Raw genomic sequence first — 12,852 nt, 5'->3', positions numbered from 1 at the left:
CAGCGGAAATCAACGGGCAAACTTTCAAGGCTAAAACAACAATATATGCGAAAACAGCCTAACAAAAATAAAGCCGGTCCTAAATTAGGGCCAGCTTCATTCCTTTATTGCGGATTATATTCTTCTGGTCGTTCATTTGTTTGTTTAAAATAATAGCGGATGGCTTCGCAAATTCTTCTTGATGCATCCCCATCGCCGTAGGGGTTAACGGCTTTAGCCATTTTGTCATATTCTGCTTTGTCCGTTAGCAGTTGTTTGGCCAGTTCATAAATAGGCTCTTCTTCTACACCGGCAAGCTTTAATGTGCCTGCATCAATTCCCTCTGGTCTTTCGGTCGTATCACGCAAGACAAGAACCGGTACAGCCAGGGACGGTGCTTCCTCCTGGATTCCACCTGAATCGGTTAAAATTAAGTGGGCTCTCGCAGAAAAGTTATGGAAATCAATGACATCGAGCGGCTCGATTAAATGGATGCGGTTGTTATCGCCTAGAATCTCTCTAGCAATTTCTCTAACAGACGGATTAAGATGCATCGGATAGACTACCTGAATATCCTCTTGCTCTTCAACCAATCTTTTGATCGCATGAAACATATTCCTCATCGGTTCGCCTAAATTTTCACGGCGATGAGCGGTTAATAGTACCAACCGGTCTTCGCCGATTTTGTCCAGCACCTCATGATGATACTCGTCTTTGACAGTCGTTTTTAGCGCATCAATGGCTGTATTTCCGGTAATGAATATACGCTCTTGTTGCTTGCTTTCATTAATGAGATTTTGAGCTGATTTCGCTGTTGGCGAAAAATGCAAATCAGCGATAACACCGGTTAGCTGGCGGTTCATTTCTTCCGGGAACGGAGAATATTTATTCCATGTCCGTAAACCAGCTTCAACATGGCCGACAACAATTTGGTTATAAAATCCTGCAAGGCTCCCAACGAAAGTCGTTGATGTATCGCCATGGACTAATACGATATCAGGTTTTGATTCCTTCATTATCTTATCCAGACCTTCAAGTCCACGGGTTGTTACATCAACCAATGTTTGCCGGTCTTTCATGATATTAAGATCATAATCAGGTGTGATTTTAAAAATATTCAATACTTGATCCAGCATTTCCCTGTGCTGTGCCGTAACGGTTACTATCGATTCAAAATGTTCAGGGTGCTTCTGCAATTCCAGAACAAGCGGAGCCATTTTGATGGCTTCCGGCCTTGTCCCAAATATCGTCATCACCTTGATTGGGCGATTCATTCCAAACATCATCCTCTTCTATTTTTGCGGCATTTTACATATGTGAAATCGGTGTGATTGCCATTATTATTACTTTGTACCAAACAACCGGTCTCCTGCGTCGCCTAAGCCAGGTACGATATAGCCTTTTTCATTCAGTTTTTCGTCTAGGGCAGCGATATAGATGTCTACATCCGGATGCGCTTCTTTCAATGCGTCAACCCCTTCTGGAGCTGCAACTAAGCACATGAATTTAATATGTTTGGCGCCACGCTTTTTCAATGAGTTAATCGCTTCAACTGCTGATCCACCCGTTGCAAGCATTGGGTCAATGACAATGAAGTCTCTTTCTTCTACATCGCTAGGCAGCTTCACATAATATTCAATAGGCTGTAATGTTTTCGGGTCGCGATAAAGTCCGACATGACCGACCTTTGCAGCTGGAAGCAAGTTCAGTATTCCATCTACCATCCCTATTCCCGCTCTGAGAATTGGGATGATGCCTATTTTTTTCCCTGATAATATGTTCGACTTCATTGGACTGATAGGTGTCTCAATTTCAATTTCCTCAACTGGCATGTCTCTAGTAATTTCAAATGCCATTAACGTTGCCACTTCATCGACAAGCTCGCGAAATTCCTTTGTTCCTGTGTTCTTATCACGAATGTATGTAAGTTTATGCTGAATAAGCGGGTGATCAAAAACATATACCTTTGCCATGATAAATCTCTCCTTTTTTCGATCTGTAAAATGGTTCTTCTTCCTGCACTTCGTCTAATTTTACAGAAAAAAAATGACCAGAGCAACTTTGATTTTAAATTGTTGAAGTGTAATTAATTTCCACTCCAATCAACTTCATACAAAATTTAAAAGCAACAACGATATTAAAAAAGGCTATTTTCGCATATATTGTTGTTTTAGACTTCAAAGTTTGCCCGTTGATTTCCGCTACGGGCACTTGCTTCCGCGGGGGAGGGACGGGAGCCTCCTCGGCGTTACCGCCTGCGGGGTCTCCCGCTTCCCTCTATTCCCGCTGGAGTCAAGTGCCCTCCGCTCCAATCAACTCAGATTATTAAATAAAAATCACATTATAAAAGCAACAAACTTTACGAAAGCAGCCTTAAAAAAAGATCCTACCTATAAAAACCCGCCCTTCGCATGAAGGCCGGGCCTGGATATTATTTTTCAGGATACAAAACAAAGTTGCTCGTTAACGATTCGACACGCTTGCGGGCGATCTCAAGCTTTTCTTCGTCTTCGTGATTTTTTAATGTAAGAGCGATAATGGAAGCAACTTCTTCCATTTCTTTCGTACCGAAGCCACGCGAGGTAACGGCAGCTGTTCCGATTCGGATACCGCTTGTGACGAATGGGCTTTCCGGATCGAATGGGATTGTATTTTTGTTTACAGTAATTCCGACTTCATCAAGGACTTTTTCGGCAATTTTTCCAGTTAGTCCAAGGGAACGAAGATCAACTAATAATAGGTGATTATCCGTACCTCCAGAAACCAGATCAAGTCCTTCTTTTTGAAGACCTTCTGCTAAGTGCTTCGCGTTAGCAACCACATTTCCAATATAGTCTTTGAAATCATCTTGGAGTGCTTCACCGAATGCGACTGCTTTTGCAGCAATTACGTGCATTAATGGACCGCCTTGGATTCCTGGGAAGATCGACTTATCAATTTTCTTCGCATATTCTTCTTTACAAAGAATCATTCCGCCACGAGGGCCGCGAAGTGTTTTATGCGTTGTTGTTGTAACAAAATCCGCATATGGAACCGGGTTCTGATGCAAGCCAACTGCAACAAGGCCGGCGATATGAGCCATATCAACCATAAAGTAGGCTCCTACTTCATCGGCGATCTCACGGAATCGTTTGAAATCAATGGCACGTGGATATGCACTTGCACCAGCGACAATGAGTTTCGGTTTATGCTCAAGTGCCTTTTCACGAACTACGTCATAATCGATCATTTGTGTTTTTTCATCGACCCCATACTCAACAAAGTTATATTGAACGCCACTGAAGTTCACAGGACTTCCGTGCGTTAAGTGTCCACCGTGAGAAAGATTCATCCCAAGAACAGTATCCCCTTGCTCGAGGATAGTGAAATAAACAGCCATGTTCGCCTGTGCACCGGAGTGTGGCTGCACATTTGCATGCTCAGCACCAAAGATTTGTTTCGCACGGTCACGCGCTAAATTTTCTGCTACATCCACATGCTCACAGCCGCCGTAATAGCGTCTGCTCGGGTAGCCCTCAGCATACTTATTCGTCAACACTGAGCCTTGCGCTTCCATAACCGCTTCACTAACAAAGTTTTCAGAGGCAATTAATTCAATATTCGTTCTTTGACGCTTTAACTCATTTTGAATTGATTGGAAAACTAGTTCATCTTGTTTTGCTAAATGCTTCACTATATTATCCTCCCTTTTTTCGGCCAACCCTATAGATATGTAGTTCTATTTTGAAAATTCTTTTATATATTACCACGTTTTAGCGATGAAGAGAAGATGCTTAGAAGTTTGCCTGTTAAGACAAAGGTTTTTCTGAACTAAATTTAATTTTAGCTAGCAAACTATTTTATCGCAATTTAACTGACAGGCCGACTAAATTTGACAATATTTCGCCTTAGCTGTCGCCATTCATTTTTCTCATCACGCTGCCGACACTCTACTTGCCCTGCGGAAAATTTGGCAATAGGATATTCATTCGACAAAAAACCAACTATTAGAAATTCCACTTTATCGGCATGATTCACTGTCTGGATTTCGCTCGTACACCGCACGAACTCCTCCGATCAATTTCGGACGGGTTTTTGCCATTGTGACATGGGCTTCACCCACAAACTTTTGGGTAGTCCTTAGCGGAACCGCCACATGCTTTAAGTGCATCCCGATGAATGTGTCGCCAATGTCAATGCCTGCATCGGCCTTGATGTACTCAACGACAACCGGATCATTGAGGTGACTAAATGCATAGGTTGCCATTGCACCGCCCGCATTGCGAACCGGAATGACAGCCACCTCATCAAGCCGGTTTTTCTCTGCTGTTTTTCTTTCGACAACTAATGCTCTATTCAAATGTTCGCAGCATTGAAAGGCGAGCGCCACCCCAGTTTCATCGTGGAATTTTTTTAGTTGTGCAAAAATTAGTTCTGCCGCTTTCTCCGTACCAGCCGTACCTATTTTTTTCCCAGCCACTTCACTCGTACTGCAGCCGATTACGAGAATGTGCTTATCTGTTAAAAATACTTGTTCAGTAAATTCATTCATAATACTGTTTAATTGTTTTTCCCAAGCTTCAACTTGTTCTGGCAAAAAAACTCACCCTTTCTGGAAGCTTCGTTTTTTTGAAAACCTTAAACTGTTCGCTTTTTGGCCTTCCTATTTGCTCTCGTATTCTTTAATTTTCCCTAGACGGTTTTCATGGCGGCCGCCTTCGAACTCAGTCGTTAGCCAAACTTTGGCGATTTCACGGGCTAATCCTGGGCCAATAACACGTTCGCCCATTGCGAGCATATTACTATCATTATGTTCACGAGTTGCTTTTGCGCTAAACAGATCGTGTACAAGAGCGCATCGGATTCCCTTCACTTTGTTGGCGGCGATGCTCATGCCGATTCCAGTGCCACAAATCAGAATGCCCTTATCAAATTCCCCATTTGCCACTTTTTCCGCAACCGGCAATGCGTAATCAGGATAATCGACCGAAGTTCCGCATTCACAGCCGAAATCTTCATATTCGATTCCGATTTCATCCATCAAGCTTTTAATTTCTTCGCGAATATTTACTCCACCATGGTCAGATGCAATGGCAACCTTCATGAATAATCCCTCATTTTCCTATAATTATTTTTCGTTTCCTTCTATTATTTTGACACAAAGATCGGAAAATATAAACCTGTACGGTGGAGATAAGTCGGTTTCTAATTCAAAAAGCTTACAACCTACTTTTCTTTTAATAAAAAGGAGCCTCCGTCATCCGAAGGCCCCTACTTTAAAGCTGAAATCTAGTAATCGTATTTTTTAATTTTTCAGCCTGCTCCCTTAATTCGCCGACTAGATTTTCTACATTTACCATAACGTTAGTTTGCTGCTCGGTAGCTGTGGCAACCTCTTGGGCACCAGCAGATGTTTCCTCTGCAATCGCGGCAACTTCTTGAGATTGTGTAGATGTATGATGGATGCTACTCATCTGACGATCTACTAAAATCGTAATCGTAGAGACAGAAGTAGCCATTTCATTGACCGTTCTTGTCATTTCCTCGATCACTTCATTCGTTTCTGTCCCTTTTTTCGCTTCACTATTTGCAGATTCTACTTGCTCGGAGATTTGTCTGACAACATTTTGAACTTCCTCCTGAATGTTTGCAATCAATTCCGATATGCCTTGAACGGCTTTTGCACTTTCATCAGCCAATTTTCTAACTTCCTCAGCGACTACGGCAAAGCCTTTTCCATGATCCCCTGCACGCGCGGCTTCAATTGAAGCATTTAAAGCCAGCAAGTTCGTTTGGGCAGCAATATCCCCGACAAGCTGAATAATTTGTTCAACCTTTGATGCATTTTCTTCTAATCGCTTAACAGTATGTAATGATTGCTGATTATCATCAGCAAGTTTTTCAATCCCAGAAACGAGAGAGTGAATGATTCTTTTTGAGTTATTAAGATCTTGCACCATTTCGTTCGAAACGACTTCAGATGCTTTTGCCTTATTTTGAACTTCCTCTGCAATTCGAATGACATCCTCAACAGATTCGGCAGTTGATTGGATCGAAACTGCTGAATTGTCAGCTCCTATTGAGATCTCGTTAATTGTTCTAGAAATCGAATCTGCTTGTTCAGCTGCAATTGTAGATTCTTTTGAAATGGCGATTACTTTATCATTTGTTTCACGGAAATTCTCGTCAATCTGATTGACCATATCCCTTAAGCTGGAGAGCATATCATTAAAGGCAATTCCAAGGGAGCGGATTTCATCATCGGACTTTGCTAGTTCTACATCTTCACGGATATCACCTTGAGCAGCTTTCAAAGCCATCTTCTCGAGCTTCTGTAAAGGCTTAATGATAAAGCCAGCCGCGAAAAACGCTAATATCCCCGACCAAATGATCCCCATGCTTAACGTAATAACCGTAAATAGAACTTCACCAAATGGAAGGGACTCTTTCACCATTGGATATAGAAAATAAATGAACACTGCACTCGTTGAATATGTAATAATCGCTAACGTCGAAATAAAAAGAACAAGTTTTTTCCTCAACCCAAATTTATACCTCTGTTTCTCTTCCATTTCGTCCTCCTAGTTAAATGTTCTCTTTTTGTAAACGACTCATGACTTTTTCCATTGTTTCTTTCATTTCATTAAACGTGTTTCTATATATTTCAATCGGTCCTCCGAAAGGATCGATAATATCACTGCTTGTGTTTCCATCCGCAAACTCTTTCAAAGTGAAGGTTTTCCCTGCCGCATCCGGAAACATGCTAATAACTGTTGCTTTATGACCGGCTGTCATTGTCAAAATAAAGCTTGTCCAATTGACTAGAGATTGATTTAACATCGATGCCTTATGATCTAGCGGCATCCCTTGTTCCACTAGTACTTTCTTCGTGTTTAAAGAAGCATCACTGCCATTGACTGCAAAAACACCAGCTGACTTTACTTCAACCCCAGGGATCTCTTTGCTTCTCAAAATTGCTTCCGCCATCGGGCTTCGACATGTATTTCCAGTACAAACAAATAAAACGCGAGTCATAACCGCGCCTCCTTTATTTCTATTATAATCCAAATTTCCCAGTTTCAATAGACCTTCCCAACAAAAATTTTTAATAGCGCCTGTTACCCGTAATAATCCCACATAAACCGTGTATCGAGGATCCGGACTTAGCGGATTCCGTTGTCAGAGGCCAGTTGTGATTAGGAGAAATTGGCGAGTCGTCACCCGATTAGGAGTTTTATCCCAAATACAAGCAGGATGCTGCCTCCGAGGGCTTCGCTGTATGTGCCAAGCAGGCCTTGGAATTTTCTGCCGACTAGCAATCCAAGCCATGTAAGGATTGTGGCGGTGATGCCAAAGCATGTTAAAACTACTATTGTTTTTGCACCGTATATGCCAAGTGTTAGGCTTACTGAAAAACTGTCTAGGCTGACACTGAGGCCAAATAGCATTAGTCCCCATCCAGCAGGTGTGATCAAGCTGTTTTTTTCCTTTTTAAAACCTGATAGAATCATTTGAATTCCTAATATTAGCAGCAATCCGCCACCAACATATGTGGCAATCGCGCCAAACTTCTCGGATAAAAACCTGCCTGCGATCATTCCAAGCAGAGGCATCCAAACATGGAAAATCCCGATTGTAATTCCGATTTTGAATATTTGCCTAAGGCGGAGATTGAACATCCCCATTCCCAGCCCCACTGAAAAGGCATCCATCGCTAAAGCAAATGCCATTATTGTCAATGTGATAATTTCTCCGACCATTCCAGACATTTTTCCGCCTCCTTGGACTTGCTATTTCAGCATATGCACGTCCAAGAGATTTTAGAATCGTATGAAAAAGCCGCTCTTCTAATGAGACGGCCTTTACAGTTTTCGGAAATATCACTGCCCAGAATCGCAAACTACCTTAAAGAACAAATCGGATCATCAGAGGTCAAGGGCGGGACTAAAAACAATTGCTGGCATACCAATTAGCTTTATTTAACTCTTAATCACCCGATGCCCTGCCGCCTTCATCAGGCGGTTCATAATGGCGTGACCAACACCTTCATTCGGAAACATTTCACTAAAAATTAGGTCAGCTTCTGTATGATTAAAATTTCTTAACACGTCATATAAGGAACTTGCTATTGATTCAACGTTTGCCCGTTTCCCGCAGGCAAAAACAAAATCAGCTTGATAAAAATCCTTGTTTTCTTCTGTTGTTAAGACCCCGACAGAAAGCCCCTCTTCTTTTTTCTCATTCACTAGCTTCTGAATAAATTCTTTTGTGCCTTCAACTAAATATAGCGGAGCCTCCGGTGCGTAATGGCGATATTTCATCCCTGGTGATTTTGGAGCCTGTCCGCTATCAACGAGTGCCGGATCGACTGTCACTTCTCCGATCACCGCCTCTAATTGTTCCTTCGTAATTCCGCCTGGCCTTAAAATGACAGGAATTGTTGCTGTGCAATCCAATACGGTTGATTCCACACCAACACCTGTTGGACCCGCGTCTACAATCCCAGCAATTTTTCCATGCAAGTCCTCCCTAACATGTTCAGCTGTCGTTGGACTCGGTCTTCCTGAACGATTGGCACTTGGCGCAGCAATCGGAAGGTTTGCTTTCTTAATAATCGCCAATGCAACCGGATGATCCGGCATTCTAACCGCAACTGTGGATAACCCAGCTGTGGCTTTGTTTGAAAGTTTGTTCTCTTTCTTTTTAAAAATAAGGGTTAACGGTCCAGGCCAGAATGCCTTCATTAATTGCTTTGCTTTAGCTGGAATTTCTTCAACAAAGCCATCTAGCTGCTGTTTTTCCCCTATGTGGATAATCAGTGGATTATCGCTCGGTCTTCCTTTTGCCGCAAATATTTTCGCAACCGCCTCATCATTTTCGGCATTTCCACCTAAGCCGTACACTGTTTCTGTAGGAAATGCGACGACTTCATTGTTTATTAAAAAATCTGCAGCCTGTGAGATTTGTGGATAACTTTCCTGGCCATCCACATATTTATCCACTGCCCATCTTTTCGTATTCATGATGTTCCACCTTCATTAATTTTATAAATTAGATTCAATGAATCCTTTATTTCCGTCATTTTTGCGTTAATTACTGTTGAAAGTATAAAAGAAGATGGAGGATATCTCAAGCTTTATCCACAATTTGTGGATAGTTAATCAAATTTTGTGAATAACTTTGCGGAGATACCCACAATTTATACAGATAGCTTTAAAAAATGCGAGTTATCCACAGTTAGAATATATTTTACATGCACGGAACCATAAAGGGCTTCAGGCAAACCATTAGTTTCTTCCTGAACAAATCCCATGAGGCGGAAAAATTCCAGCGAGCTCTTTTTGTTAGTGGCCAGATATAAGGCTGTTAACTGCCTGTCTCTCGCTAGAATTAATATTTGCTCAAACAGGATGAATAAATCTTTTTCAGATACATCGGGCGTCATCACAAGCGAACGGAGCAATCCGATTTTGCCAAGCGGCTCAATTCCAAGGGTCGCTTTAATATCCCCAAAATCACTTTCCATCATTAAAAAATAATCGATTGACTCCTTGATTCCGTCTGTGCTCAAATTGGCCTTTTCTAAAAATGCCGCCAGTCTCGTCACATCTTCCACCTTCGCACATCGAATGCAAGCTTCCATTTTCCCACCCCATTTTTCAGATTCTATTCTATGAATATGGAAAAATGGATAATGTAGAACTAATTAATTGCTAGAGTCCAGTTTTTAAGAAAATAAAAGGGGGTTTTTGTAATGCTGTTTTCGCATATATTGTTATCGCCTATAAAGTTTGCCCGTTGATTTCTGCTGCGGATACTTGCTTTCCGCGGGGAGGGACGGGAGCCTCCTCGGCGTACCGCCTGCGGGGTCTCCCGCTTCCCTCTATTCCCGCAGGATACTGAATTTACATCCTTGAATCTGCCCACGCACGAAGGAAAAGCGATAGCATTTTCGAGGAGTCAAGTGCCCTCCGCTCCAATCAACTCAGATTATTAAATAAAAATCACATTATAAAAGCAACAATCTTTTAGAAAACAGCAAATAAAAAGTCCTACTAATGTCAGCAAGACTTTCACCCAAATATTCTCTCCCAAAGTTCTACTAAGAAAAATTTGACCTCTACCGGTTTTTCGTCCTCTTCCGTATAAAATGGAAGTTTTTCATCCTTTTTACTCACAACTTCTTGATCGGTTTTTGCTGCGCTCTCCTCCGTCTTTCCTCCTTCAAACCCGTCGCTAACCGCAACACCATTTGAAAAATCCAGAAAACATAATGGCGGGAATAGGACACACCACCAGTTTGCTCCTTTTCCTTCTCCAAGGGTAATTAATATTGCCTCATATTCTCCCGCTGGATAGAGAAATTGGCCGTATAACTTCGTTGGAAATTCAACAACACCGAATTCCGCCTTAATAGACTGAGCCGATTTTTCCTTTGCCACAACACTTTCAGCGATTTTTTGGATCTCTGGAAGGTTCGAGCGAATTAAGATGCGTGCATCCTCAATGGAAGTTAAATCCGCTACCCACTTTGTAATCTCTTTGTTGACTGCATCTCTGACAAGCCTTTTCAGTGCCTGGTCTGCTTCTCGATCGCTATTTGCTAGAATCCGAAGCCGAATGGCTTCATTCGGAATCACAAGCGGTTCATCCGCCATAACCTCGGTTTTCGGGATATATAAACTTAATATTGTTCCGATACATAAAATAATAATATATAATTTCGCTGCCGTTTTAGTTTTCAATTCTGCCACCGCCCCTTCACTAACCTAGTCTTGACAAGGATGCGGAATCTTAAACTATTAAAATGAAAAAATCACAATTAGCGGTCAAATAGTAAGGCTCTTTCCGCATATATTGTTGTTTTAGCCTTGAAACTTTGCCCGTTGATTTCCGCTACGAGCACTCTGCTTCCGCGGGGGAGGGACGGGAGCCTCCTCGGCGTTACCGCCTGCGGGGTCTCCCGCTTCCCTCTATTCCCGCTGGAGTCGAGTGCCCTCCGCTCCAATCAACTCAGTTTTTTAAATATTAATTACATTATTAAAACAACAAACTTTACGAAAACAGCCAATAATAATGTTGCTCCACAGTGACAAATACGCTTGACGATCATTTGCGGCAGGAATATATTTGATTATTGAAGTACAAAAACGCTTTTATAGAATGACCTTATTAATTAATATTTTTTGATAGATCCGTAAGTCTGATTTACTTGATCCGATTGTTCAATCGTAAGAGAGGTGTAAAAGATATGAAGTTAGATAAATATAAAGATCTTCTTTTTCAAAAAATGAAAGTCCAAATTTCCGATTGGTTCGAAAATGGAAGTCAGGAGAAGATCTTAAATGAAGAAGTATATCGTTTTCTTCATTCAATCAATGGGACAGCCGGCACATTGCAGCTTGGCGGACTTCAGCAAATTGCCGAAAAGCTAATGGATAATGTGGAGGGTGGAAGTGAACGAAAATGGACAACCCGCGAGCTGCGTAATTTTTTATCCGAATTAGTCGAGCTTAGTTATGAATATGAACATTTCCATCAAGCGGAAGAAAAGGTCGATCAACCGAGGGTTGACAATGTGCCGCTTATTCAATTAATTGATGATGATATTTCGATGCTCATCCTTTTGAAGGACGCTATGGAAAGCAAAGGCTGGATGGTTATTGCTAATACAGAGCCTTTTAAAGCAATCGAACAGTATTTTGATATGCGGCCTGATTGCCTGATTATCGACATCAATTTACCTAATAAAGATGGATTTCAATTATTAGAGGATATTAAAGAGCATTCAAACAAAAAGTTTATCCCAAAAATTATGATCAGCATTCAAAATGACAGGCTGACACGCATCAATGCTTATAAGATGGGAGCCGATGATTTCATTGAAAAGCCGATTGATCTTGAAGAATTTTTAATTCGCATCGAGCGGCATTTAGAGCGAAAAAAAATATTCGATCAGTCCGTGCTTATTGATGAATTGACCCAAATATATAATCGTAAATTTCTCCATGGCAGTTTGCAAAAAAGTATAAATGAATTAAAAAGAACAAACAAGTATTTCTCTCTTGCGATGTTGGATATCGATTTCTTCAAAAAAGTAAATGATACATATGGACATTTAGCGGGTGACCGAGTTCTTGTTGCTTTTGCCCAATTTTTAAAAGAGAACATTCGAGGTACTGACACTGTTTTCAGATATGGCGGAGAAGAATTTATTATTTTATTTTCCTATGCAACGGATATCGAGGCAAAAGGAATTTTAACTAGACTGCTAGAAGAATTTTCTCGCATCATATTTATCGAAAATGATATCCACTTCTCAGTTACCTTTTCAGCAGGAGTCTTTATGGTCCAAGATTCCTCGATCACAATCTCACAAGCCATTAAAGCGGCAGATCAAGCTCTCTATTTTGCTAAGAATAATGGACGGGCAAGAGTGGAAAGTGCCAACAAAATGCAAGTTTCCCACGCAAAGAAGCGCTTAAATGTTTCCGTTATTGATGATGATGCCATCATCCGTACAGTGCTAATGAACATTTTGCAGAATATGAAATTTGACCAATTGGAATTGAATATCCAAGTATATGAGGATGGATTAAAATTCTTCCACTCTAACAGGCTTGACGAAAATGGCGAACACTTTTTAATTTTGGATGGGATCATGCCGGTAATGGACGGAATGGAAGTCTTACAAAAAGTGAAACAGGCGCAGAATGCGAACGATGTAAATGTACTCATGCTTACTGGAAGGAAAAGTGAATATGATATTGCCGCCGCATTGAAGCTTGGTGCTGACGATTATATGACGAAGCCTTTTAGCGTCCCTGAATTGGAAGCTAGGATCAAGCGGCTAATCCAAAGAATGTCCTGAGTTTTCGGCCGGTACATGTTGTT

12 protein-coding genes are annotated in these 12,852 nt (G+C 41.4%); 1 reads left to right on the top strand and 11 read right to left on the bottom strand.

Features of this window, described 5'->3' with window-relative positions:
* Positions 1–104: 104 nt before the first annotated feature.
* The 11 genes from wecB to spoIIR form a co-directional block, all read right to left on the bottom strand.
* Positions 105–1,253 (bottom strand): non-hydrolyzing UDP-N-acetylglucosamine 2-epimerase, encoded by a 1,149-nt coding sequence (wecB, locus tag BGM26_RS19200; RefSeq protein WP_217041890.1) that lies wholly within the window; start codon positions 1,251–1,253, stop codon positions 105–107.
* A 69-nt stretch (positions 1,254–1,322) separates the two neighbouring features.
* Positions 1,323–1,952 (bottom strand): uracil phosphoribosyltransferase, encoded by a 630-nt coding sequence (gene upp / locus BGM26_RS19195; RefSeq protein WP_217041889.1) that lies wholly within the window; start codon positions 1,950–1,952, stop codon positions 1,323–1,325.
* A 458-nt stretch (positions 1,953–2,410) separates the two neighbouring features.
* The gene (gene glyA, locus BGM26_RS19190) at positions 2,411–3,652 is read right to left on the bottom strand and encodes a serine hydroxymethyltransferase (protein ID WP_217041888.1); all 1,242 of its coding nucleotides are present in this window, start codon (positions 3,650–3,652) and stop codon (positions 2,411–2,413) included.
* A 327-nt stretch (positions 3,653–3,979) separates the two neighbouring features.
* A complete protein-coding gene (locus BGM26_RS19185; protein WP_217041887.1) occupies positions 3,980–4,555 on the bottom strand; it encodes a TIGR01440 family protein in 576 nt (191 codons plus the stop codon).
* A gap of 66 nt (positions 4,556–4,621) precedes the next feature.
* Complete coding sequence (rpiB, locus tag BGM26_RS19180; RefSeq protein ID WP_217041886.1) at positions 4,622–5,062, bottom strand: ribose 5-phosphate isomerase B; 441 nt, start codon at positions 5,060–5,062, stop codon at positions 4,622–4,624.
* A gap of 172 nt (positions 5,063–5,234) precedes the next feature.
* Positions 5,235–6,530: a methyl-accepting chemotaxis protein gene (locus BGM26_RS19175; protein WP_217041885.1), complete on the bottom strand. Its 1,296-nt coding sequence runs from the start codon at positions 6,528–6,530 to the stop codon at positions 5,235–5,237.
* Positions 6,531–6,543: 13 nt separating this feature from the next.
* Complete coding sequence (locus BGM26_RS19170) at positions 6,544–6,993, bottom strand: low molecular weight protein arginine phosphatase (protein WP_217041884.1); 450 nt, start codon at positions 6,991–6,993, stop codon at positions 6,544–6,546.
* Between the two features lie 182 nt (positions 6,994–7,175).
* On the bottom strand, positions 7,176–7,727 hold the full coding sequence (locus tag BGM26_RS19165) for a manganese efflux pump MntP (RefSeq protein ID WP_217041883.1): 552 nt from the start codon (positions 7,725–7,727) through the stop codon (positions 7,176–7,178).
* A 210-nt stretch (positions 7,728–7,937) separates the two neighbouring features.
* Complete coding sequence (locus BGM26_RS19160; protein WP_217041882.1) at positions 7,938–8,981, bottom strand: L-threonylcarbamoyladenylate synthase; 1,044 nt, start codon at positions 8,979–8,981, stop codon at positions 7,938–7,940.
* Between the two features lie 176 nt (positions 8,982–9,157).
* Positions 9,158–9,601 carry a GNAT family N-acetyltransferase gene (locus tag BGM26_RS19155; RefSeq protein ID WP_217041881.1) on the bottom strand — a complete coding sequence of 148 codons (444 nt, stop codon included), beginning with the start codon at positions 9,599–9,601 and terminating at the stop codon, positions 9,158–9,160.
* A gap of 430 nt (positions 9,602–10,031) precedes the next feature.
* Positions 10,032–10,703: a stage II sporulation protein R gene (spoIIR, locus tag BGM26_RS19150; RefSeq protein WP_217041880.1), complete on the bottom strand. Its 672-nt coding sequence runs from the start codon at positions 10,701–10,703 to the stop codon at positions 10,032–10,034.
* Between the two features lie 506 nt (positions 10,704–11,209).
* Between spoIIR and BGM26_RS19145 the strand changes: the two genes are divergently transcribed.
* A complete protein-coding gene (locus BGM26_RS19145) occupies positions 11,210–12,829 on the top strand; it encodes a GGDEF domain-containing response regulator (RefSeq protein ID WP_217041879.1) in 1,620 nt (539 codons plus the stop codon).
* Positions 12,830–12,852 lie beyond the last annotated feature (23 nt).

The sequence above is a fragment of the Bacillus sp. FJAT-29790 genome, assembly GCF_019039215.1.
Taxonomy (GTDB): Bacteria; Bacillota; Bacilli; order Bacillales; family Cytobacillaceae; genus Cytobacillus.
This window is presented reverse-complemented; position numbering and strand designations above follow the sequence as displayed.

Coding starts and splice junctions, on each gene's coding strand:
- BGM26_RS19170 (WP_217041884.1), bottom strand. CDS start 6,993: ATGACTCGCGTTTTATTTGTTTGTACTGGAAATACATGTCGAAGCCCG.
- BGM26_RS19165 (WP_217041883.1), bottom strand. CDS start 7,727: ATGTCTGGAATGGTCGGAGAAATTATCACATTGACAATAATGGCATTT.
- BGM26_RS19175 (WP_217041885.1), bottom strand. CDS start 6,530: ATGGAAGAGAAACAGAGGTATAAATTTGGGTTGAGGAAAAAACTTGTT.
- BGM26_RS19145 (WP_217041879.1), top strand. CDS start 11,210: ATGAAGTTAGATAAATATAAAGATCTTCTTTTTCAAAAAATGAAAGTC.
- BGM26_RS19160 (WP_217041882.1), bottom strand. CDS start 8,981: ATGAATACGAAAAGATGGGCAGTGGATAAATATGTGGATGGCCAGGAA.
- wecB (WP_217041890.1), bottom strand. CDS start 1,253: ATGAATCGCCCAATCAAGGTGATGACGATATTTGGGACAAGGCCGGAA.
- BGM26_RS19155 (WP_217041881.1), bottom strand. CDS start 9,601: ATGGAAGCTTGCATTCGATGTGCGAAGGTGGAAGATGTGACGAGACTG.
- upp (WP_217041889.1), bottom strand. CDS start 1,952: ATGGCAAAGGTATATGTTTTTGATCACCCGCTTATTCAGCATAAACTT.
- rpiB (WP_217041886.1), bottom strand. CDS start 5,062: ATGAAGGTTGCCATTGCATCTGACCATGGTGGAGTAAATATTCGCGAA.